The sequence below is a fragment of the Pseudophaeobacter sp. TrK17 genome (assembly GCF_042192375.1).
Lineage (GTDB): Bacteria > Pseudomonadota > Alphaproteobacteria > Rhodobacterales > Rhodobacteraceae > Pseudophaeobacter.
The window spans coordinates 2,858,867-2,881,324 of the sequence record NZ_CP071700.1 but is presented as its reverse complement, the minus strand read 5'-3'; the positions used below and the strand labels follow the sequence as shown (position 1 = coordinate 2,881,324).

Below are 22,458 nucleotides of genomic sequence, written 5' to 3'. Positions count from 1 at the left end.
CGCAGGGGCCTTGAAATCCCATTGGGCCGTACAACGAATAGCGGTCAATAGCCGGGTCAAAGCTGTTTTTGGCCATACGACCCGAAGAGCTTCAGCATTCCGGAAGATTTACGGCGATGCCGCCCGTAGACGTTTCCTTGTATTTTGTGCTCATGTCTTTTCCGGTCTGTCGCATGACCTCTATGCAATTGTCGAGCGGCATAAAATGGTTACCATCGCCGCGCAGGGCCAGAGCCGCAGCTGAAACAGCCTTGATCGCACCAAGCGCGTTTCGCTCTATACAGGGCACTTGCACCAACCCTGCGGCCGGATCGCAAGTCATGCCCAAGTGATGCTCCAGAGCGATTTCGGCGGCGTTTTCAATTTGCGCATTGGTTCCGCCTAGGACCGCGCAGAGACCGGCAGCTGCCATGGAAGACGCGCTGCCCACCTCGCCTTGACAACCGACTTCGGCGCCCGAGATCGAGGCATTGTCTTTGATAATCCCAGCGAGAGCGGCTGCGGTCAGCAAGAAATCCCGCCGCGCGGCGTCTGACATGCCGCCTCCGTGCGCTTGCCAATAGCGCATAACCGCTGGCACAGTTCCTGCGGCTCCGTTAGTCGGCGCGGTGATGAGCCGCCCGCCAGCGGCGTTCTCTTCGTTGACCGCCATGGCGTAGACGCTAATCCACTCGGTGGCGATATGTGGGCTCTGCCGGTTGCTGACGTGCTCGGTTTCCAGCGCGTCGTGAATAGCCTTGGCGCGGCGTTTAACTTGCAACCCACCGGGGAGAATGCCTTCCGCGCTGAGTCCGCGGTCGATGCACGCGTTCATCGAGTCGGCCAACCGGTCCAGCTCGGAGTCGAGGGCGTCGTGGCCGGCAGCCTCCTCATTGGCACGCTTCATACAGGCGATGCTCAGGCCAGAGTCCTTGCCCATTTCCAGCATCTCGTGGGCTGTGCCGAACGGGTACGGTTGGCGGTGCTCGGCTTTCAAACCGTGCAAGGGCGCGCCAACTTCCTTGGAGTTGCGCTCGGCCAGAAATTCTGCTTCCGTCATCACGAAACCGCCGCCAACTGAATAGTAGATCTGGGATAGAAGCGGGTTCCCATACGCGTCAAAAGAGCGGAACATCATTCCGTTGGCGTGATGCTGCAAGGCCGGGCCATAGTCGAAAATCAAGTCCGTTTCCGGATCGAAATTTAGCTGTGGCAGGCCCGGCGGGCAGATTGCACGCGACAGCCTCAACTTGTCGATCAAGCCATCCGCGCGATCCGGGTCCATCGTCTCCGGCGTCTCGCCTAGAAGGCCAAGGAATACCGAGCGATCAGTGGCGTGGCCCCTGCCCGTAAAAGCCAGTGAACCGTGTAAAGAAACGCGGAGAGATGCGGGCTGACCAGCTCCATTGGTTGGAGCACAGGCACGTAGCTCGTCAAGAAAGCGCGCTGAGGCCACCATGGGCCCCATAGTATGTGAGGATGACGGGCCGATGCCGCGTTTGAAAATGTCGAAGACAGAAATGAACATAAGGTTTCTCATATTTGCGACGCGCCCGGGGACGAACCCGCGGGCGCGTCATTGCCAGCAAAACCGTCTAAAGTTTGTCAGCCGTCCCCGTGAAGGGTTTCGGAACCGACATAGGGGCTGATATTCAGTTTGGCGAAGACAGTCATCGCCGCCGCATAGATCGCAGCACCGAGGACGAAGGAATTGAACGCACCAACGCCGAACTGGATTTGGCTGGAGATGAGACCGGCCACAACCACCGTGCCAATCGCTACCAGATTCCACTGACGATATTGGGTCGTCGGGCCGAACGTATAGGCCTCACGCTTGCCGAGGAGGTAATAGTCGACAGCGATGATACCGCCGATCGGTGGCACGAAGATACCGAGGAAGACGAGGAACGGAACAAAGAACCCCGTGACACCGAAATAGGCGATCAGCGTGGCGACTACGCCGAGAAAGATCGCGACCTTCCATTTCGGGATATCGCAGATATTCGTCACTCCGAGAGAAGCCGAGTAGAGGTTGTTATCGTTGCTTGTCCATTGGGCAAGGATAACGATGAACAAAGGCATGACGCCAAGACCAAGGCCGACCATTGCCTCCATGATTGTTTCAGTTCCGGCCGCCTTGACCATGACCATGCCCGAGAACAGTGCGATGGCGAATACGACCATTGCAAGCGCGCAGGCGATCCAGTTCGCCCGTCGGTTGGTGACATAGCGGGACACATCCGGCTGCATGATTGCGCCTACGATCCAGCCGCCGATCACGATGGTGATGCCGAGCCCGATCGAGGCAGGTTCGGCGGGTACTGAAGAAACCGCCTCGAAACCACCTATTACAAGCGCTTTGTACGCGCCCCAAAGACACACGAACAGAATAATTGGTGCTGCGATCGTACTTAGCACCGCTAGCGCCTTAAAGCCGACGATGGCCGTCGTCATCATCAACAACCCGCCCCAGACTGTTGCGACAGAAACCTGGGTCAGGGCCCCGTCAGGAAAGATTATGCTGATCGTCTGCCCAAAGAAGCCCGATTGGTACGCATACCAGCCGGTCAGGGTAATCGCCCAGATCAATCCGACGATCTTCGAGCCTGATCGCCCGAAAGCATGCCGTGCGAGCACCGAGAACGTGACGCCGCGATCCGCACCGATGCCGCCCATGACGCCTGCCATGACCAACAGAAACAGGCTGCCGCAGATGATCGCAATGATTGCGTCCTGAAATGTCAGTAGAGTTGCCAGAGTCGCCCCGGTGTACAGGGTCGACATCGCGATCGCGAGCCCGGCTGTCACGAAGGATAGGCTGAGCCAGCCACGGCGGTCCTCGGGTGGTACCGGCTCGGTCGGGTAGTCGTAGAGTAGGTCTTCGGGTGGGTTTGTATTTGGAACTGAGTCAGTCATGATACTACGCTTCTGTTTTTGACAAGGGTTTCGAGAGGGCTATGGTCTATGTCGAAGCCAAAGTAACGGGGGCCGAGCACGTCGATCCCCTTCGGCGTCCGGAAATGCTGTGGCGAAGGTGTCGCGATGACTGCAACGTCCTGCCCCTTCTCGACAAGCGGATTCGGGATCGGTTCGCCCGTCTGCCGATCAACCAGCGAGATCAGATCCGGACTGGTTACGAAGGGTACGTCGTTCAGCCAGGAAACATGGTTTTCGTTCTTGAACCAAACCTTGAGCCTATCGCCCCCGGAGGCAGCGACCGTAAAGTCACCCCAGTAATATCCGAGACGATCGTCCTCGTTCTTTTTGGTGACCGTGCCCTCAAGCAACACCGCTCCGCCAAGCCTTTCAGCAATGGCAGTTGCCATATTATCGGAACCGGTCTCACGCGTCTCACGGATGAAGCGTCCGAGATCGTGGCTCGCGCTCAGGGTGCCTTGGACAACGAGCGCCTTCGCCTCGCGGGCCTTCATCAGAAAGCCGGCCTGTCCGGCCAGTCCGTAGCCCGTCGCGCTGATAAGCTTGCCAAGCCGTTCGATCACCCGGTAATTGGTTCCGGCCTTGATCAAGGCGACATTTCCCCATTCGTCAACAGAGCTGATCGGCAGGATTGGCTTGTTGTGTAGATAAGGCGTGGTCTGATGAATTTCAGGAATCGCCCGACCGGTGAAGTCACCGTCGAACACAGCAATACCAAGCGCCGAGGCCGCCGCAACGGCGGCTGATGTATTAGCCCCTGCAAGCTCAATCGGGATGATGGCCCCGATCTGGACACCCGCATATTCTTCCAGCTCTTCGAGAGCCTTTCGCATCCTGTCTTTTTCCGAATTAACGGTCTCGATAAAGCCGAACCCTTCCATCTCGCGAAGAGTTTCAGGAGAATGCGGCGCGATCGAGCCCATCAGAAAAGGGCAGGCAACCATCGTCTCGTCGTCTATGTCTTCGGGCGCGACCCATCCGATCTGGCGGCCAGCGCCAAGTTCGCTTGCGAGCGAGGCGATCCCGTTCTTCGGCAGCCCGCCGCCGCCGGTCGCGAAGAAAGTACAGCCGCGGACGAAGTCCTCGATCGCAGTCTGATCGCTGAGGTAATGGCCGATGCCTGTAGACTGTCCTAGATCTGAGAGCCCGGACATCCGGTGCGTCTCTTTTGGAATAGGTTTCGTCATCTCTTCTCCTCACCAGCGCGGGTATTCGCGCCTTAAAATTGGTTTGGAAGAGAGATTGCGGCAAAATCTGCCCGAAAAAACACTACCCTTTCGGGTAGTTTGGCGTCATTATTGGGTCGAAGCTGGTCCCGAGGCCAATGGCCCGGGGCCGATTTCTATGAGGCCCAATTCGCTTGCTTGCAGGATCGCCTGTGTGCGACTGCTAACTTTAAGCTGCCGATAGATTCCCTTGAGATGATATTTCACCGTGTCCACCGATACGCCCATTGTGCGACCGATCTCTTTGTTGGAGAGCCCAAGCGCAAGAAGCTCAAGGTATCGCAGGCGGTCAGGGTCCGTCATCCGCGCGGTGCGGCGATCGGAACGGGGCGCATCGTCCGTGACCCAGTAATGAACAAGCTCTGACAGGCGTCTACGCTGCTCGGTCGTTGGCCTGGAGGCGACATGATCGCCGTCGAGCGCGGCTTGACAGATCGTTCTGGTCTCGGCGCCCTCTTCGAGAATAAAGCGCACGAAGGGCTGTCCCCAAAGGAGGCGAACGGCACTCAGAAGGGCGCTAGTGGCCTCTATGCGGGCGTTCAGCCGCCAATAGGCAGTGGCGCGGATGACCCTCAAGCACGCCAGGGAAAGAAGCTGACCGCCCCGGATCGCCAAATCCTCCGCCGGGTCGAGGAGTTCGAGCGCCTGGCGTGAACGCCGTGCGCGAACGAGCCAGCGTGCGACTGCGACGAAGGTTGTTCCCTGCCAAAGAGCCCAATCCTCCGTTTCGTCCCAATTGATATTGTCACGGTCAATCCCAATACGCCGCATTTCAGCCGCGGCACCGTCGATCTCGTCCGACAAGGAAAGAGCCCGCACGCGCTCAATTCCCATCAGATACGCAAGCCTCGGCATTCGCCTCTCCTCCGCCACCGCCTCGGCCCTTGCAAGAGCGGTGAGCGCAGCGGGGAGGCCCCCCCTGGCATAGGCAAGCCTGGTACGAACGCGGTGGGCGGTAGCGAGAATCTCGAACCAGCCATCCCCCTGTTCAACCCGGTCAATGCTCTGCTCCAATAGCTTTTCGGCAAGTGGTAGATCGTTCATCTGATAGGCAGCCTCAGAGCGCAGGACCTGGCCCACTGCGATGAGAGAAGAGGTCCCGTCCCCCAATCGCGAAAGTATGGATTCCATCTGTTTGTACTGGTCCGAGGCCCCCATGAGATCGCCCCGCACGAGCCTGATTTGGCCAAGATGTGCGTGCAAGTGCAGAGAGCCATAATCGGCCCGCGCGCTGCGAAATATTTCGGCCGCCCGGTCGGCGTGGCGCTGCGCCCCGTCGAAATCGCCATAATTCATCGCCGCCGTGGCGAGAAGATTGCAGCCAAGCGCGCGCGCCATGTCGTCCGTATCGGGCGACGCATTGGCGATTGCCGCCAGCTTGACAATTTCACCTTCAAGCAGCGGCGTACCTTCATAGATGCAGAGATGTGCGTTGACCAGGGTGACATCCGTCCCGATCTCGTCGTCGGTTTTCGCTGCCGGCAACTCGATCAAAAGACGATCCATCAACCAGCGTGCTTCGGCAACTTTTCCGAGTTTGGCAAGCGCGAATGCCCGGCCTAGCGTAGCAGTGGGGAACCGTGACAGGTGCTCGGATTCAGGGCCGGGTTGCGTAAGTTTGGATGCGTCCGGGTGGTGGTGCATGAAGAAGCGCCAGCCGCCGCGCCGAGTGAGGAGAGCATCGTCGAAAAGATTGTTCTCGGTGCTCTCGGAGGTCAAGACTTTCATCCGTCTATTGGTTCGCCGGTGCGTGCCGTCGTTTTTGAAACCTACCACCGAGATCCACGCGCGTCGAGCAAAGCATCGCATCACAGTCTGGCCCATTGCGGCATCGCGCTCAGGTATCGTCGAGTGACAGATCGTTATGTACACAATCTTTCAGCAGCAATCTCTATTTCGAACGTCTGCTTGCAGTCTATCTGAACAACTGCGCCGCTCTTGCTCGCATGACACCCTCTGCGGATCAGCGGCCAATAGACATGAGGCCGGGAACTATTGGCGGCTTGGTGCATGGGCCCAAAACGAGGATCTTTTTTGATTTTTGAGCAACCCATGAGAATTTGAAACCTCGACTCACCGACGCCGTTCCAACGTGTTGTATTGTGCTGCTGTTGACCTGAACATCGAACGGCAAGCAAGTTTTGTCAGAAACACCGAGTTTCCGAAAACAGTCATACGCACAGCGCGCAGCATCGGTCACTCTGGGCTTATTTTGTTGAAAAACTCTTCCTTGATCGAGAGCTGAACTGCTGCTTCAATTCCTGTAATTGAGGGGAGGATTGGCGATGATGGGACCGAGGCAGGAAGCGCAACCGGCGCTGTTCTACGAGTTCTCGCTGGAGGATCACATCCCCACGGATCACCTGCTTCGATCCATCGACCGGTTCGTCGAGCTGAGCAGTATCCGCGCCCATCTTGCCGATTTCTACAGTCACACAGGCCGCCCGTCAGTTGATCCTGAGCTACTGATCCGCATGTTGCTGGTCGGATATTGCTTCGGCATCCGGTCTGAGCGGCGGCTCTGCGAGGAGGTGCATCTGAACCTCGCGTGTCGCTGGTTTTGCCGCCTCGACCTGACCGACAGGATCCCGGATCATTCAACGTTTTCCAAGAACCGGCATGGGCGTTTTCGCGACAGCGAACTTCTGCGACACCTGTTCGAGACGACCGTCGCCCGCTGTATCGAGGAAGGTCTCGCCAGCGGTCAGCGCATGGCAGTCGATGCCAGTCTGATCGAAGCCGATGCGAACAAGCAAAACTCAACACCGAAGGAAGAATGGGATGCGTCGTCCATCGATGCCGTAGATGGGTAATCCCCCCTAAAAATAGTGGTGTTCCAAAGTAGAATTTTCTCGGCAAGATATCTGAGGAGATTTATGATGAAGAATGGACGATTTAGCGACGCGCAAATCATGGCAGTGTTGAAGCAGGCGGAGGGCGGTGTGCCGGTCTCTGAGCTTTGCCGCGAGCACGGAATGAGCAGCGCGAGTTTTTACAAATGGCGGGCCAAGTTTGGCGGCATGGACGCGTCCTTGATTTCCGAGATGAAGGATATGGCGGAAGAGAACCGTCGTCTGAAGCGCATGTATGCCGAGATGAGCATGCAAAACGACCTGCTGAAAGAAGCGCTTGGAAAAAAGCGTTAAGGCCGTCTCATCGGCGAGAGATGGCCATGAATGCAGTTGCGCAATATGGGGTCAGCATAGCTCTGGCCTGCCGTGCGTTCGAGATCAGCGAGACCTGCTATAGATACAGCCCTGTGCTGAGCGATGACAACGAAGAGATCGCAGATTGGCTTGAACGCTTGACGGCTAACAAGCGGACCTGGGGCTTCGGCCTGTGCTTTTTGTATCTGCGCAACGTGCAGGGCTATGGCTGGAACCATAAACGTGTCTACCGGGTCTACTGTGAGCTGGCGTTGAACCTGCGTATCAAGCCGAAGAAACGCTTGAAGCGGGACAAGCCGGAACCACTGGCTGTGCCTGAAAGACCAAATGAAACTTGGTCCATGGACTTCATGGCGGATCAGCTGGCGGATGGCCGGTCGATCAGGGCATTAAACGTCTTGGATGACTTCAATCGCGAAGGACTGGCTATTGAGGTCGACTTCTCGCTGCCTGCTGAACGTGTCGTGCGTGCGCTGAACCAGATCATTGAGTGGCGCGGAAAGCCCCAAGCTATTCGTGTGGACAACGGCCCAGAATACGTCAGCGGGAAGCTCATGGAATGGGCTGAGAAACGCAATGTGCGGCTCGAATATATCCAGCCCGGTAAGCCCCAACAGAATGCCTATATCGAGCGCTACAACCGCACCGTTCGTGGCGAATGGCTGGGGCAATACATCTTCGAAACCATCGAGGAGGCACAGGACCAGGCAACACAATGGCTCTGGACTTACAACAACGAGCGACCCAACATGGGCATCGGCGGCATGACACCCGCCATGAAACTGAAAACGGCTGCGTGAATTCTACGGCTGGACCCAATTAAAAATGGGGGGATTACCGATGCACCCCGCGCAGTCCGAGAGTATCTCGAGACGCTCGACGAGGCCGCGTTTGGAGCGGCGAGCGATGTCCAACCCAAGTTCACCTCGCATTCCGATCCCGCCAGTCAGTGGACAGCAGCCCGCAAAGGCCCTGCATTCTTTAGCTATTCCGACAATTATCTCATCGACACGGATCACGGTGTCATCTTGGATGTGGAACCCACACGCTCCATCCGGCAAGCCGAGGTCGGATCGACAAAAACCATGCTGACGCGGGTGAAAGAAAAGTTCGGCTTGGTCCCTGACTGGATGATCGCCGACACAGCCTATGGTTCAGGCCCAATGCTCGGCTGGCTCGTGGAGCGCAAGATCGATCCTTACATCCCTGTGATTGACAAGGCCGGACGCCCCGATGGGACATGGACACGCACAGATTTCGATTGGGATGCAGAGAATAATCAATACATCTGCCCCGAGGGTCGCGCGCTCAAGCAGTTCCGCCGGAATTACTCTGATCCGAACCGGGGACCGACGGGCAAGGGCACAGCCCGCTATCGCGCCTTGAAAGAAGTCTGCCAGGTCTGCCCGTCCAAGCAAAAATGCTGCCCTAACGCTGATGCTCGCAAGATCACCCGCGAAGAGCACGAAGATGCGCGTCAGGTCGCCAGGGATCTGGCCAAGATCTTTCCTGCACCGCAGCAAACACGAAAAGCCTGACAAGAAAGGCGCTTGCGCCGAATTCAGAACGGATACTTCTGCGCGCGCAAACGATAGTTTTTCCACAAAATCGGCTCTCTGCCGCCGTTCTCCGCACCAGCACAGCAAACCGGTGCTGAGGCAGGAGGTCAAGGTCGGCAGAGCTGCGGGACAAAGCGCCATTTTGCTGCGGATGCGCCAATGACCGGTTTCGAACCAAGCGCTGGACGGCTCAAGGCCGCCTTTGGGGCAATTGCGCCAAGTCAACATTCACTGTGTCGAGGTATCTCGCAAAGAGCTTGCCACCCTCATCATCGAAGTAACGGCCAGTGCGATGGCAATCGCTGATGCGATCAATCCTGAACGATCTGAAGTCGTCCCGACGTTCACACCAGCACGTCATGGTCCAGACGCGGCCCCAATACGCGTTTTGCAGGGGCCAAACCACCCGGGTCGTGGATTGATGGCCCAAGGACTGATAAGCGATTTCCAGCTTTTCTTTGCTACGGATCGCCGAGCGGATGCGTGGCATATGCTCAAATCCGATTTTTGCCTGCGCGAATGGATAGACCCCGAAGCCCCAATTTTTCGGAACTGTGCCGTTTGCTGTGGCCACTTTGTTGATTTTCGAAGTGAGAGACGCCGCTGCTGTCTGCAGCTCGGTGTCCGCCGCTTCTGACACAATTACCATGCCCAGATGCAGCGCCTCCAATTCCGTCAAGGAAAGGTTCATCGGCGGGAGGAACACAGGCTCGCGCAGCATATATCCCACACCACGTTCACCTTCTATTGGGATGCCCGAGGCGACAAGCGTGTCGAAATCCCGATAGATCGTACGCACCGAGACTTCCAATCGGTCAGCAATGTCACGGGCAAGGTGCAAGCGACCATCTTGAACGATCTCTATGATCTCCGAAAGACGGTCACTGCGACGCATTTTGCCTCCTTAGTTCACGCTGATCTCAAGGGTGGTATGATGCAAGACAACGCTTGGCCCGTCGATGGCTTTCATACAAGTCGCAAGGGTTGGCTCCTTACCAATCTGTGCGGCCGCCGCTTTGGCCGCGTCAAGCGTTTCCCATTCGACATGCTCGATCCAAAGCCCATCATCGCCGCACGACAAGCGACGCGAGACAAATCCCGCCTGCTCGCGGGCGAAGTCGGTTATAGCTTCGGCATCCTTGGCAAAGTCTTCGCGGCTGATGCCGTCGACCAGTTTGAAAGTGACTGTTTCGATTGTGTGTTTGGTCATGTCTCATCTCCTCGATTTTGGTGACGAGACCGACCTAACTCAACCCAACTGCCAATTGTTGTCAGTTGGGTTATGCCCTTGAACCGTTGCAGCAGTGATGTAGTCATTTCTTTCGAGAGAGGACATTCGCTGCGGCGCAGAAAATTGGTAGACTGGGCTCATTGCTGACATTGAAATGGAAGCTGTGCTCTTGCAGCATTACCACTTACACTTAATAAAAAAGACCCCGGCAGAGTGCTGCGCGGGGCCTTTGTGATGGGGGTGGTGCGGGCTTAGACGCCGTTGGAATACAGCGACTCGTAGATCGGAATCAGGGTCTTGTCTTCAAACAGCGAGGACACCGAGGTGCCGTGCCAGATATTCAGGATCGCCTGGGTGAACAGCGGCGCTGTGGGCAGGATGCGGATGTTGGGCGCATTGCTTACGGCTTCGGTGGGCTGGATGGAATCGGTTAGCACCAGTGACTTCATCACCGAATTGGTGACGCGTTCCACCGCAGGGCCGCTCATTACGCCGTGGGTGATATAGGCGTGGACCTCTTTGGCGCCATTGTCCAGCAGCACCTGCGCAGCCTTACACAGAGTGCCAGCGGTGTCGCACATGTCGTCAATGATCAGGCAGATCTTGTCCTGCACATTGCCGATGACGGTCATCTCGGCCACTTCGCCGGCCTTTTCGCGGCGTTTGTCGACGATCGACAGCGGCGCGTTGATGCGTTTGGCCAACTCGCGGGCGCGGGCAACGCCGCCCACATCGGGAGAAACCACCATGAGCTCGTCCATGCTGTCCTTGAACTGGTTTTTCACATCCAGCGCAAAGATCGGTGACGCATAAAGGTTGTCCACCGGAATATCAAAGAAGCCCTGGATCTGCGCGGCATGCAGATCCATGGTCAGAACCCGCTCGATACCCGCGCCGGTCAGCATGTTGGCGACCAGTTTGGCCGAGATCGGCGTGCGGGCCTTGGTGCGGCGGTCCTGACGGGCGTAGCCGAAATAGGGGATCACAGCGGTAATACGTTGCGCAGATGAGCGGCGCAGGGCATCCGAAATGATCAAAAGCTCCATCAGGTTGTCGTTGGCCGGATTGGAGGTCGGCTGAATGATGAACATATCTTCGCCGCGCACGTTCTCGTAGACCTCAACAAAGATCTCACCGTCGTTAAAGCGTTCAACGCGGGCATCGACCAGGCCTTGGTCGACACCGCGGTGCATGCTCATACGGCGGGTAATGGAAGTGGCGAGCGGGAGGTTGGCGTTCCCAGCGATGAGCTTGGGTTCGTGCAAAGTCGGCATTGGCTGATATCCCCGGCAGCAATGGCTATGTGACAGATTCGTGATCTTGCTCACCGCTTAACATGTGCGTAGCGTCCAGCCTAGTTCTAAGCGGGAGAAAACCACCATGACGACCATTGATTATTATTTCTCGACATTGTCACCCTATGCATATCTGGCTGGTACACGGTTGGAGGCGGCAGCGGCGCGACAGAATGCCCAGATCAATTACAAACCGATGGATATTGTGGCGCTCTATGGCAGCACCGGTGGCACACCGCCCAAGGAACGTCACGTCTCGCGGCAGGAGTACCGGTTGATCGAGCTGCAGCGGCAGGCGAAAAAGAACGGGCTGACAATCAATCTGCAGCCAGCACATTGGCCGACCAATGCTGCGCCTTCGTCTTATGCGATCATCGCGGCGCAATCGGCGGGGGGCGGTGATCTGGGCGCATTGGTACATGGGCTGATGCATGCGGTCTGGGTAGAGGAGCGCGATATTGCCCAGGATGAGGTGATCAAATCCTGCCTGACAAGCGCCGGCTTTGACCCCGCGCTGGCGGATAGCGGGCTCTTGGCCGGCGCGGAGAGATATGCGCGAAACCTCGAGGAGGCTCTCAAGGCGGGGGTCTTTGGTGCCCCCTTCTATATTACTGAGGACGGGGCGCGGTTCTGGGGCCAGGATCGGATCGAGGATCTGGAACAGCATCTGGCGGGGTAATGCCACCCATACAGAGACATCGACCCTGGCCCCCATACTGGCCTGGGCAAACTGGCGCGGCAAAAGAGCGGAACAAGTGAGAGAGCAAGTGATGAAGGATGGCAGGGTGAGCGACGTATATTGCCGCAGTTTTGGAGCGGGAGCGCGCCGGGTTTTGGCGGTGCATTGCTCGCTGGCGCATTCCGGGGCTTGGCGCGGGCTGGCGGAGCTGATGAAGGATGAGATCACGCTCACGGCCTTTGACATGTTCTCTCATGGCCGCAGCCCGGATTGGGATGAAACTGTGGATTTTCAAACTGCCAATCTGACGGCTGGTTTGGCTTTTCTGGACAGGGAGCCAGGGCAGGTTGACCTGATTGGTCACTCTTTTGGGGCAACCGTGGCCCTGCGTATGGCCCAGGCCCGCCCGGAGCAGATCAGTAGCCTGGTGCTGATCGAGCCGGTGCTTTTTGCAGTTGCCCGACAAGAGGCACCAGAGCTGCAGGCGGCGCTGGAGGCAAAAGAGGCGCCGTTTAATGCGCTTTTTGAGGCCGGTGAGATAGAGCAGGCGACACGCCTGTTTAATCGCATGTGGGGCACCGGGAAGCCAAAATGGGAAGAGCTGTCCGAGCAGGCACGGGCAGCCATGGTGCGGGCGATGCGTGCGGTTCCCACAAGCTATGAAACGCTTTATCTGGACGACAAGGGGGTCTTGGAACCCGGCGCCCTGGACCCGGTTCAGATGCCGGTTCTTTTGCTCAGCGGCGGTGCCAGCCAGCCGGTGATGCCAATGATCAATGAAGGTTTGGCGCAACGGTTGCCGCAGGCCCGTTGCGAAGTGGTTGCGCAGGCTGGCCATATGTTGCCCATCACCCATGCCGCAGTGACAGCGGGTCTGCTGCGACAGTTCTGGACTGGCATGGCCTGAGGACCATGGAGGGGGCGCGGCCCCCGGAATGTTTTTACAAAGATGAAAGTGGGGCGGCTGGTTATTCTGGTTGGGTTATCAGGGCCAGGAACTGATCAATCTGCTGCTTTTCAATTGCCCAGTCGCAGACAAAGCGGGCGGCAACCTGCTCTTGGGGATCGCCGTCGAGGGGGCCATCCCAAAGGTGGTATGCGGCACCTGCATCAAACAGGCGCTGGTGGGTTGCGCGGGGCAGCGCGGCAAAGATCATATTGGCCTGTGGCTCATGCAGAAAGGGGGCCTTTGCGCGGCGCAGCCCCTGGGCCAGATAGGCGCAGTTGTCATTGGCTTTGACCGCGTTGTCGCGCCACAGATCATCAGTGAGATAGGCCAGCATCTGGGCCGAAAGATAGCGGTGCTTGGAAAACAGATGACCACCGCGTTTGCGCCGCAGCTCAAACTCCCAGGCGTGTTTAGGATCAAAGAAGATCACCGCCTCGACCCCAAGAAGGCCGTTTTTGGTACCACCAAAGGAGACAGCATCCACGCCAACCTTCCAGGTCATGTCAGCCGGGGTGCAATCCAGGGCCACCATGGCATTGGCAAAGCGGGCGCCATCCATATGCAGGGGCAGGTTGAACTCTTTGGTCACGGCGGCGAGCGCCTGTAGTTCGGTCAGAGAGTAGATCGTGCCGCGTTCGCTCACCTGGGTGAGAGAGACCGGCCCGCGCTGTGGCCCGTGAACGCCGCGTGTTTCTTCCTTGGCGATGGTGGCGCGCAGAGCCTCTGGCGTCATCTTGTCGTCAAACCCGGGCGCACCGGGCACCAGGGTCAGTTTGGCGCCACCGCTGTAGAATTCGGGCGCGTTGCACTCGTCTTCGTGGATATGGGCGGTGGGGGTGCAAAAGATGGTCTCAAAAGGCTGGCAAAGCGTCGAAAGCGCCAGGGCATTGGCGGCGGTGCCAGTGGCCACCAAAAAGACCGCAGCCTCGGGGGCTTCCAAGATCTCGCGGATCCGGGCGGTGACCTCTGCCATCTCTGCATCGGCGCCATAGCCCATGGCGTAGCCGGAATTTGCCTCTGCCAGCGCGGTCAGAACCTGTGGTGGCACCGGGCCGGAATTGTCAGAGGCAAAAAACATCAGATAGGCTCCTCGATGATATGGTCTTCCCAGTCTTCTTCCGGGGTGTCGAATTCGGAAACGGTCCAGCCGCGCACGGTGACGCCTGCGGCGTGAGGGCTATTGGGGTCGCCGGTCAGCAGAGGGTGCCATTGCGGTAGGGGCTTGCCCTCCCAGAGCAGACGATAGGCGCAGGTCTGCGGCATCCAATAGGCATGGCTGTCCAGATTATCGGGCCGGAGCACGATACATTCTGGGATGAACTGGTGGCGGTTTTCATAATGGGCACATTGGCAGCTGTTGTCGTCGAGCAACCGGCAGGCCACACGGGTCAGGGCGATCTCGCCGCTGTCTTCGTCCTCAAGTTTGTTGAGGCAGCATTTGCCGCAGCCATCGCAAAGGGCTTCCCATTCCTGCTGGTTGAGCAGCTCCAGCGGCGTGGTTTCCCAGAACCGTGCTTTCAGACCTTTGCGGTCAATACCTTCGTTCATGTTGGGGCCTGCATTTCGGCGTCCAGAATATCACGGGCACGGGCGCAATCTGCATCCATCTGGTCGATCAGCGCTTGCAGCCCGTCAAATTTCATCTCCGGGCGCAGGTAGTCCACCAGGGCGACCGAGAGGGTCGCGCCATATAGGTTGCCGGTGAAATCAAACAGGAAGGTTTCGATATTGGGGTGGGCACCGTCAAACATTGGCCGCACCCCAACAGAGGCCGCGCCCTGATAGCTACCCTGATGCGGGCCATTCAACACATCCACCAGCACCGCATAGACGCCAAAGGCAGGCGGGTGCAGCCCGTCTATGGACATATTGGCAGTGGGAAAGCCAAGGTCACGACCGCGCTGCTCGCCGCCGATGACTTCGCCCTCGATCCGGTGCCAGTGGCTGAGCATGGCGGCGGCATCGCGGGGGCGGCCTTCGCTGAGGGCGGTGCGAATGGCGGTGGAGGAGACGGTATTGTCCGCATGGTTCATCAAGGGCGCGATGGTGACGCCAAAGCCCATCTCGGCGCCAAAGCGCTGCAGGTCGGCAGCGGTACCACTGCGGCCCTTGCCAAAGCAGAAATCAGCGCCAACCACCACATGGGCAAGGCCCAGCCCCTCGGCAATGACCTTGCGGGCAAAGTCTTCTGGGGGCAGGCTGGAGAGGGCGGCGTTGAAGTTCAGCTGATACAGCCGCTCGACCCCGAGTTTTTCCAAGCGCGAGGCGCGGGCTTCGGGGGACATCAGGCGGAAGGGCGGGGCGTCCGGCGCAAAGAAGGCGCGCGGGTGGGGCTCAAAGGTCATCACCCCCAGCGGGGCCTCCGGCGCGGCGGCGCGAGCCAGATCAATAACAGATTGATGGCCCCGGTGGACGCCGTCAAAATTGCCGATCGCGACGCTGGCGCCACGGTCTTGTTGCTCTACAAATTGATAGTCTCGGATGATGCGCATATCGCCTGCCTAGCGCTCTGCAAAGAGGCTTGCAAGTGGCGGCGTTGCGGAAGTTTGCAAGAGGCTGTGTTCACCTCTTGCTGGGTGTGGGGAGAACCTAGTCGAACTTGCGCGAAGGGGCCATGACCATGGCTTCGCCAACCAGGACCTTTTTGCCGTCAACCATGCAGCGGCAATCCAGTTTGATCCGGCGTTTGTCGATGACAATATCCGTTACCTCAACCTCGGCCAGCACCAGATCGCCGGGGCGCACCGGGGCCAGGAACCGCAGCGATTGGCTCATGTAGATGGTGCCATGGCCAGGCAGCTGTTCGCCAATGACCGCAGAAATCAGACCGGCGGTGAGCATACCGTGGGCGATGCGTCCCTGAAAGATGGTGTCCTGAGCGTAATCGTCATCCAGATGCACCGGGTTGCGATCAGTAGAGACCTGGCTGAACATTTCGATGTCTTCATCGGTGATCACTTTGCGGACAAAGCGCGTCATACCCATTTCGATGTCTTCGATGCAGATGGTTCCGCGCGGCATGTTGTCCAACATTTGATCCTCCATGAGATCTCCCCTTTTGAGGGGCTCTTGAAATTTTAAAGCGCCAGATGGAGCCTGTTGGCAACTTTATTACTTTGCAGGTGCAGAAAATCAAGAGGTTTTTGACGGCGTCTGTCTGCTCAGAATTCTAAATTAGGCATGGCCGAGCACAGCTGAACCGGCGCCAATAGCGATGGTGCTGCGGATCGAAAGTATGCTAGATACATGAAAAATAGGTATAATTTATCTACCTGAGGAAGCCGATGCTAAAGGTTGGCGCTGATTTTTCCTGCACGAGATAGGCTGTTAGCGCTGCAGCATCGGGCTGGGTGGTGGTTTTTGTTTCACGGGCTGCCAGGCCGCCAGTGATAAAGAGGGAATCGATCCCCTCTCCCATGGCGCCAGCGATATCCGTATGGGGGCCGTCACCAATTGCCAGAATATCGCCATCGGCGATGTCGGTGCCCAGCTCGGCCAGGCGGCGGCGGGCAAGATCATAAATCGGCGGATGGGGTTTGCCAAAATAGAGGCTTTCGCCGCCCATCTCGGTATAGAGCCGTGCCAGCGCCCCGGCGCACCATTCCCGTTTTTCACCGCGATCCACGACGATATCGGGGTTGGCACAGAGCAGTTTCAGGCCCTTTTGCTTGGCCAGCAGGAAATCAGCACGGTTTACATCGGGGTCGGCCATGGTGTCGAAGGGACCGCAGCACACGATGCCCTCAGCCTCAGCCAGGGGGGCGCGGGTGATCTCAACCGGATCGTGAATGACATTTAGCGGTTCAAAGAAGCCTTCGTCACGCTGCCATTCCCCCATGAAATAGACCTTGCTGCCCACGGCGCCCGTAAACATCGCCGAGCGGGCAGAATCGCCAGAGGTGGCAATGGTGTCATAGGCGTCTTCTGGGACACCAAATTCAGCCAGCTGCCCGGCCACCCCGGCACGGGGCTTTGGCGAATTGGTCACCAGCACCACAATGCCGCCGCGGGCGCGGTAGGCCTGTAGCGCGGCGACGGCTTCGGGAAAGGCGGTAACCCCATTGTGGACGCAGCCCCATAGGTCGACAAACAAAGCGCTGTAGTGGTCGGAGACCTCTGCGAGTGATTGAATGATGCGGGTCATATATGCGCCTTTCCTGTCTGCGCCGCGCCGTCTGGTTTTGACGGGCTGGGCTGTGCGAGGCTAGATATGACCGAGTTCCCCGGCTGATGCCACCGCGAAACGCGCAGGCCGCACTGGCGCAGGGGGAAATCGCCGGCAAACCGTTACATGGGAAAAGAAAGCGGTATCACAGGTTCAGGCATGTGGACCGGCGGCACCGAAGTGCCGCTGGCCAGAGGTAACAAGCAGCGCTTAGGCGGCTTTCTTCAGCGCTTTTTTAGCGGCTTTCAGTTTTTCTTCCTGGCGGGCTACTTTGGCTGCGCGCAGTTTGACTTCTTTTTTCAGGTCTTTGATTTTTGCTTTTTTGGCGTCGGCTTTTTTGCTCATGACGTTTGTCCTTGTCTCAAGTTTCAGAATTAGTGTTGTCGTGCTCACGCAGGAACCCACGGATGAAGCGGCGAATTTCACGGGCGGCGCTGGTGTCCAGCCCGTCGCAAAGTTCCACAAAATCATCCCGCTCTTCTTTCGATATCCGAATGATAAGCTGGGCATCCTTGCGGGCCTTTTTGGTCTTTTCGGCTTTGGCCATCTGTGTTGGCTCCTTGGTAAGCGTAACTTTGTTACTACAATGAATATCGTTTGTATATACAAAAAGAACCCGGTGGGTGATTTTTATCCGCTGTAAATCTGGCGGGGGGGGCATGTCAGCGTGACAGGGCAGATCAAACTTAGGCGGGCACAAAAAGGGCGCCCCATTGGGACGCCCTAAAACAGTCAGCGGTCAGATGCTGTGGGGACCGCCTGCTCAGACTTTCAGGTTTGGAATGATCTGTTTTTTGCGGCTCATCACGCCGGGCAACACAACCGAGTCGCCTGAAACAGAGACACCAAAGCTTTTCTCGGCAACGGTTTTCACCAGATCGTTGGGCACCATCAGGGTGGCTTCTTCGTTGAGGATATCCACCACAAACAGCAAAACCTGATCCACACCGTCTTCGCTGGCGACGGTGGTCATTGTCTCCATCAGGCTGGCCTGACGGTCCAGCACTACGGCAGGGGCGGTGGTTTCCAGAACTGAGACGCGGAACTTGGTGCCTTCAACCGCGTATTCCTTGCTGTCCATGCGCAGCAATTCGGCGTCCGAGAAGGACGACACATCGGATTTGGCAGCAAACATATCAGCGGCATAGGCGGCGATATCGATGCCCAGATCAGCGGCCAGCTTTTCGGCTACGGAACGGTCGTGGTCGGTGGTGGTGGGGGAGCGGAATTCCAGCGTGTCCGACAGAATGCAGGTCAGCGCCGCGCCTTTGATGGCGTCGGGCATCTTGGCCATGTCGTCACCGATCAGATCATACATGATGGTGGCGGTGCAGGCGAGCGGGCGGATGGTGATGTCGATGGGGCCTTTGGTCTCTAGGCCGCCAACCAGTTTGTGGTGGTCGATGATGGCCTGCACATCGGCGCCATTGATATTGGCGGGCAGCTCGGCCGGGTTGTTGGTGTCGACGATGACAACCGGCTGATCGTCCGCCACATCGGCGATGATTTCAGGTTTGTCCAGGTTCCAGCGCTGCAGCATGAAGGCGGCTTCGGTATTGGGTTCGCCCAGCAGTTTGGCTTCGGCGGCAACACCTTTGATCTCGTTCAGGTACCAGGCCCAGATGATTGGGGAGCCGGTGGAATCGGTGTCAGGGGATTTGTGGCCAAAAACTTGGACGGTCATGATGCTATCCTGTGAACAAAAAGGGGAGAATTTGAGCGCCTTATAACAGGGTGAAATCACTTGTCACCCCACCAGGGGTGCAATGCGGCAATGTGGTTCACGCAGTGCCGCATTTGCTGGCTTTTGATCTCTGATCAGGCTGATCCGGGCGAAGCGCGCCGTCTCGGGGGCATATGCAGGGTCAAAACGCGGCGCGCGTCAGGCTGTATCCCTGCTGTTGTAGCAGGTTCAATATGCCGGTTTCTCCTGGCAGGTGCAGGGCGCCAACAGCCACCACCAGCGTGGTCCCCTGGGTGGCTTCGATCACTGGGATCCAGGCTGCGTTGCGGTGCACCAGCATCAGGTCCATGGCCTCATCCCACAGCTGTCTGGCCTCGTCTTCTTCAAAGGTAGAGCTTTGGTAGAACCGGCGCTCCACCATGGCGAGGTAGCGCCAGCTGGTCTGTTCAAAATAGCTGTGGGTCAATGTGACGAATTCGTCTGCGCCCTGTCCCATCAGGCTGAGGGAGAGCTGCATCTGGCGCAGCTGTTCGTCCAGCGTTTCCGCATTCATCGCCTGTAAAATCGTTATCGGATCTTCGAGGGACAGCATCGGAATATCGGTGCCTTTGGCCTGTTTCTGCAGCCGCTTGTCGAGGCCCAGCTTGCTGGACTTGGCACCCCTGAGGCAGGGCGGAACGGACATCGACATGGCCAGAAACCAAGGCCGCATTTTTGCCGCCATCCAGCCGGGGATGCCGTGTTTTTGCGCAATGCCGGACAGGGTGGCCCAGTCTTCGGCGGACAAACGGTCAATCAAAGATGGGCCTTGGGTAATGAACATCAGCTCAGGAGTTTTACCCAAACGCGCTTGTAACTTTGCTTCGTCCTCTGGGGTTATCTCCAACAGCAGCGTGTCGGCAGCGGCAAGAACCGGTTCCAGGCGGGCAGTGATGGCCTCAAGGCGGGGATCATTCAAATGCAGGGTCCCGATGACATGGATCCTGCGCTCCCCGCGCTGGGCGATCCAGTGATTGCCCTCAGCAAAGGGGGCATCGGCAATCCTGGTGTCAATCCAGCTCTGATCCTGGGGAGACAGCGTCGTGCGCAGATCGGTGCCGGTGCAGGCGGCCAGCGCCCAGGCCGGTAGCAGGGCAGGCAGCAACAGGAATAGAATGGAAATAATCAGTCGCATCGTTGCTCCAGGAAAATGGGTAGGGGGTGGCCGCCCGCACCCTGGCGCGCGCCGTTTGAAGGGGGGATCTTAATAAAAGGCGGCGCGTTCCAAACTGTAGCCGCGCTGTTTGAGCAGGTTCAGAATGCCCTCTTTGCCCGGCAGATGCGCTGCCCCCACCGCGATCACCACTTGCTCACCTTTGATCTGCTGAATGGTCTTGATCCAGAGCTTGTTCCGCCACCCCAGCATATTTCTATAAAATGCACGGTCCAATCGGGTGAGCTCTTTTGCCGAAACGCCGATATACTGGCTGGCAATGCGGGGCTCCAGAAGGAAGGCCTGCCAGACGCTTTCGTCAAAGTAGGCCTCGACGGCTGTCGCGTTTTCGGGAGCGTCAGAGAGCAGGAATGCCACCTCGTTTTCGAGCATGCGGACCTGATCGCGCAGGGACAGGCGGGCCAGGGCGGAAAATCCGGTGCCTGCGGTCTCCAATCCGCCAACGGGGATGCCTTTGCGGGCTGCAAAACGCTCAATCCGGTCATCCAATCCTCGTTTTAGACCAAATCCGAAGGGGCGGCAGCCACCTGGGATCAGAAACAGGCTCAGGGCCCAGGGCTGCATTCTTTGAATGGTTTCCATGTCCGCATTGGACATCGCGGTAAAAAGCTCAAACTGTTCCCAGCTTTTGGGGCTCATCAGCTGTTGCAACCGGCTCCCGGGCGGCAGTAGGAAGGCTTCTGGCCGTATTTTCATCTGATCCTTGACCAATTTCATTTCCGCGCGGGTGACTTCAAAATACACCGCGTCGGCCTGGGCAATGATGGGGCGTAGGCGTCGCATCACCCGGGCCATGCGGCTGTCACCACTGTGCATGGTGCCAATAACATGCAGCGACTGACCGTCTTTGCGGGCAACCCAGTGGTTGCCGGTGGAATAGGGCGTTGCGGCCATCTGGCGCGCCAGCCATGCTGTTTCGCTGGGCGGCAGGTGATCGCGAAAATCTACACCGCGGCAGGCTGCGTGGGCAGACTGAACAGCCAGCAAAGCCGCAAAAAGAAATGCAAATATTCGGATCATGGGCTCAGTCTCATTAGATTCGCTGTCAAAAAGCTAGAAGTGGGAGGCGCCAAATAGCAAGTCGATAACACAGCTCTGGCGCGAAGTGGGCCCTGGTGTCACCCGGCAGCGCCGCTTGAACTGTGCGCAACAACCTGCCAAGCATCCCCCATGGACCGCGAAGATCAACTCTACCCTCCCGTAAAGGCGCTGCTGCAGGCCCAAGGCTATGAGGTCAAGGGCGAGGTGGGGGCCGCTGATGTGATGGCGCGGCGCGGCGGTGAGGAACCAGTGATTGTTGAGCTGAAGCTGCGGTTTTCGCTGTCTTTGTTTCATCAGGCGATTGCCCGCCAGTCGGTCACGGATCTGGTCTATATCGCGGTGCCCCGTCCCAAGGGGCGTCAGGCCAAACGGATGCTCAAGGATAATCTGGCCCTGTGCCGCCGGTTGTCGCTGGGGCTGATCACGGTGCTGCCGGATGGGCGCTGCGAGGTGCATTGCGATCCCGGCCCCTACGCGCCGCGCAAATCCAAAAAGCGCCAGCAGCGGCTGTTGCGTGAGTTTGAAAAACTGCAGGGAGATCCCAATGCAGGCGGCGCGACCCGACATGGCATCGTGACCGCCTATCGCCAGGATGCGCTGCGTTGCGCCGCGCATTTGGCCGAGGCCGGCGCGACCAAGGGCTCAGCGGTGGCCAAGGCAACCGGGGTAGGCCGGGCCACTGGGCTGATGTCTGCCAATCACTATGGCTGGTTCGAGCGGGTTTCGACCGGTATTTACCAACTTACCGAAGCAGGCCGTGACGGGCTGAAACAATGGGCCTATAGCTGGGAGCCAGAGGCGGATTGTGGGGTGTCAGAGGCAGGGCAGGTCGCAGATAAACGCCCTGAGTGAGCAGCTCCGTTTGCTGTTCGGATCTGCGCTCATACGATTGCTAAAATTTTCTTTCCCATTTTGGTTGACTCATGCGCCGCTGCTGCCTAGCTATTCGTTCGTTAGCACTCGCTACCTGTGAGTGATAACGCCCTCTGCGGGGAGCAGGGGGATAGAGATAACAACCTTTGAGCCTTATAAGGAGCTGCAAAGATGGCATTGAAACCACTCCACGATCGCGTACTGGTTCGTCGTACCGAAAGCGAAGAAAAAACTGCTGGTGGTCTGATCATTCCAGAATCCGCCAAGGAAAAGCCCAGCGAGGGCCAGGTCGTCGCAACCGGCGAAGGCGCGCGCAAGGACAATGGTGAGCTGATCGCAATGGCTGTTACAGCTGGCGACACCATCCTGTTCGGCAAATGGTCCGGCACCGAAGTCACCGTCGACGGCGAAGAGCTGCTGATGATGAAGGAAAGCGACATCATGGGTATCATCGAGTAAG

General features: G+C 58.0%; 22 protein-coding genes and 2 pseudogenes. 7 read left to right on the top strand and 17 right to left on the bottom strand.

From position 1 onward, the window contains the following. Nucleotides 1-91: 91 nt before the first annotated feature. The 4 genes from JZI28_RS13630 to JZI28_RS13615 all read right to left on the bottom strand — a co-directional run bounded on the left by JZI28_RS13630 (nucleotide 92) and on the right by JZI28_RS13615 (nucleotide 5,861). Entirely contained in the window at nucleotides 92-1,507 is a 1,416-nt protein-coding gene (locus tag JZI28_RS13630) for an L-serine ammonia-lyase (protein WP_375697944.1), read from the bottom strand. A 77-nt stretch (nucleotides 1,508-1,584) separates the two neighbouring features. Further along, a complete protein-coding gene (locus tag JZI28_RS13625) occupies nucleotides 1,585-2,895 on the bottom strand; it encodes a purine-cytosine permease family protein (RefSeq protein WP_375697943.1) in 1,311 nt (436 codons plus the stop codon). Next, nucleotides 2,892-4,103 carry a DUF917 domain-containing protein gene (locus JZI28_RS13620; RefSeq protein ID WP_375697942.1) on the bottom strand — a complete coding sequence of 404 codons (1,212 nt, stop codon included), beginning with the start codon at nucleotides 4,101-4,103 and terminating at the stop codon, nucleotides 2,892-2,894. Before JZI28_RS13620 ends, JZI28_RS13625 begins: the two co-directional genes overlap by 4 nt. Nucleotides 4,104-4,211: 108 nt before the next feature. Then, nucleotides 4,212-5,861: a LuxR C-terminal-related transcriptional regulator gene (locus tag JZI28_RS13615; RefSeq protein ID WP_375697941.1), complete on the bottom strand. Its 1,650-nt coding sequence runs from the start codon at nucleotides 5,859-5,861 to the stop codon at nucleotides 4,212-4,214. Nucleotides 5,862-6,427: 566 nt separating this feature from the next. Here JZI28_RS13615 and JZI28_RS13610 point away from each other — a divergent pair. The 3 genes and pseudogenes from JZI28_RS13610 to JZI28_RS13600 form a co-directional block, all read left to right on the top strand. Continuing rightward, a pseudogene (locus JZI28_RS13610) lies at nucleotides 6,428-6,919 on the top strand (transposase); the annotation flags it as partial. 102 nt (nucleotides 6,920-7,021) lie between these two features. Continuing rightward, nucleotides 7,022-8,109 (top strand): IS3 family transposase gene (locus JZI28_RS13605; RefSeq protein WP_375697739.1). Its coding sequence is split into 2 segments (ribosomal slippage): nucleotides 7,022-7,283 and nucleotides 7,283-8,109, totalling 1,089 coding nucleotides; the frame shifts between segments, so codons are not numbered across the junction. Between the two features lie 42 nt (nucleotides 8,110-8,151). Continuing rightward, nucleotides 8,152-8,811: pseudogene (locus JZI28_RS13600) on the top strand (transposase); the annotation flags it as partial. A 247-nt stretch (nucleotides 8,812-9,058) separates the two neighbouring features. On the opposite strand, the gene JZI28_RS13595 reads toward JZI28_RS13600, so the two are convergent. The 3 genes from JZI28_RS13595 to JZI28_RS13585 form a co-directional block, all read right to left on the bottom strand. Next, nucleotides 9,059-9,763: a helix-turn-helix transcriptional regulator gene (locus JZI28_RS13595; RefSeq protein ID WP_375697940.1), complete on the bottom strand. Its 705-nt coding sequence runs from the start codon at nucleotides 9,761-9,763 to the stop codon at nucleotides 9,059-9,061. A gap of 9 nt (nucleotides 9,764-9,772) precedes the next feature. Then, on the bottom strand, nucleotides 9,773-10,078 hold the full coding sequence (locus JZI28_RS13590; RefSeq protein WP_349376719.1) for an antibiotic biosynthesis monooxygenase: 306 nt from the start codon (nucleotides 10,076-10,078) through the stop codon (nucleotides 9,773-9,775). 272 nt (nucleotides 10,079-10,350) lie between these two features. Further along, nucleotides 10,351-11,373 (bottom strand): ribose-phosphate pyrophosphokinase, encoded by a 1,023-nt coding sequence (locus JZI28_RS13585; protein ID WP_375697939.1) that lies wholly within the window; start codon nucleotides 11,371-11,373, stop codon nucleotides 10,351-10,353. Nucleotides 11,374-11,479: 106 nt separating this feature from the next. Between JZI28_RS13585 and JZI28_RS13580 the strand changes: the two genes are divergently transcribed. Continuing rightward, the gene (locus JZI28_RS13580; protein WP_375697938.1) at nucleotides 11,480-12,073 is read left to right on the top strand and encodes a 2-hydroxychromene-2-carboxylate isomerase; all 594 of its coding nucleotides are present in this window, start codon (nucleotides 11,480-11,482) and stop codon (nucleotides 12,071-12,073) included. Nucleotides 12,074-12,179: 106 nt separating this feature from the next. Then, nucleotides 12,180-12,980 (top strand): alpha/beta fold hydrolase, encoded by an 801-nt coding sequence (locus tag JZI28_RS13575; RefSeq protein ID WP_375697937.1) that lies wholly within the window; start codon nucleotides 12,180-12,182, stop codon nucleotides 12,978-12,980. Nucleotides 12,981-13,041: 61 nt separating this feature from the next. Here the strand turns inward: JZI28_RS13575 and JZI28_RS13570 are convergent, their stop codons facing one another. The 10 genes from JZI28_RS13570 to JZI28_RS13525 all read right to left on the bottom strand — a co-directional run bounded on the left by JZI28_RS13570 (nucleotide 13,042) and on the right by JZI28_RS13525 (nucleotide 21,104). Then, nucleotides 13,042-14,100: a threonine aldolase family protein gene (locus JZI28_RS13570; protein WP_375697936.1), complete on the bottom strand. Its 1,059-nt coding sequence runs from the start codon at nucleotides 14,098-14,100 to the stop codon at nucleotides 13,042-13,044. Next, nucleotides 14,100-14,570: a YcgN family cysteine cluster protein gene (locus JZI28_RS13565; protein WP_297341763.1), complete on the bottom strand. Its 471-nt coding sequence runs from the start codon at nucleotides 14,568-14,570 to the stop codon at nucleotides 14,100-14,102. Before JZI28_RS13565 ends, JZI28_RS13570 begins: the two co-directional genes overlap by 1 nt. Next, complete coding sequence (locus tag JZI28_RS13560) at nucleotides 14,567-15,514, bottom strand: bifunctional riboflavin kinase/FAD synthetase (RefSeq protein WP_375697935.1); 948 nt, start codon at nucleotides 15,512-15,514, stop codon at nucleotides 14,567-14,569. The genes JZI28_RS13565 and JZI28_RS13560 overlap by 4 nt, the downstream gene beginning before the upstream one ends. Before the next feature lie 97 nt (nucleotides 15,515-15,611). Further along, nucleotides 15,612-16,055: a MaoC family dehydratase gene (locus JZI28_RS13555; protein ID WP_375700103.1), complete on the bottom strand. Its 444-nt coding sequence runs from the start codon at nucleotides 16,053-16,055 to the stop codon at nucleotides 15,612-15,614. A gap of 235 nt (nucleotides 16,056-16,290) precedes the next feature. Next, entirely contained in the window at nucleotides 16,291-17,166 is an 876-nt protein-coding gene (locus JZI28_RS13550) for a TIGR01459 family HAD-type hydrolase (RefSeq protein ID WP_375697934.1), read from the bottom strand. Nucleotides 17,167-17,397: 231 nt separating this feature from the next. After that, a complete protein-coding gene (locus tag JZI28_RS13545; protein WP_278923058.1) occupies nucleotides 17,398-17,532 on the bottom strand; it encodes a hypothetical protein in 135 nt (44 codons plus the stop codon). Between the two features lie 16 nt (nucleotides 17,533-17,548). Beyond that, entirely contained in the window at nucleotides 17,549-17,734 is a 186-nt protein-coding gene (locus tag JZI28_RS13540) for a hypothetical protein (RefSeq protein WP_295451556.1), read from the bottom strand. Between the two features lie 216 nt (nucleotides 17,735-17,950). Next, complete coding sequence (locus JZI28_RS13535) at nucleotides 17,951-18,871, bottom strand: manganese-dependent inorganic pyrophosphatase (protein ID WP_375697933.1); 921 nt, start codon at nucleotides 18,869-18,871, stop codon at nucleotides 17,951-17,953. A 181-nt stretch (nucleotides 18,872-19,052) separates the two neighbouring features. After that, entirely contained in the window at nucleotides 19,053-20,045 is a 993-nt protein-coding gene (locus JZI28_RS13530) for a TraB/GumN family protein (RefSeq protein ID WP_375697932.1), read from the bottom strand. Nucleotides 20,046-20,114: 69 nt separating this feature from the next. Further along, entirely contained in the window at nucleotides 20,115-21,104 is a 990-nt protein-coding gene (locus JZI28_RS13525; RefSeq protein WP_375697931.1) for a TraB/GumN family protein, read from the bottom strand. A gap of 150 nt (nucleotides 21,105-21,254) precedes the next feature. Between JZI28_RS13525 and JZI28_RS13520 the strand changes: the two genes are divergently transcribed. Together JZI28_RS13520 and groES are read left to right on the top strand one after the other, a co-directional pair. Continuing rightward, nucleotides 21,255-21,977, top strand: a complete 723-nt coding sequence (locus JZI28_RS13520) for a DUF2161 domain-containing phosphodiesterase (RefSeq protein ID WP_375697930.1) — start codon at nucleotides 21,255-21,257, stop codon at nucleotides 21,975-21,977. Nucleotides 21,978-22,169: 192 nt separating this feature from the next. Then, complete coding sequence (groES, locus tag JZI28_RS13515; RefSeq protein ID WP_295451546.1) at nucleotides 22,170-22,457, top strand: co-chaperone GroES; 288 nt, start codon at nucleotides 22,170-22,172, stop codon at nucleotides 22,455-22,457. Nucleotide 22,458 lies beyond the last annotated feature (1 nt).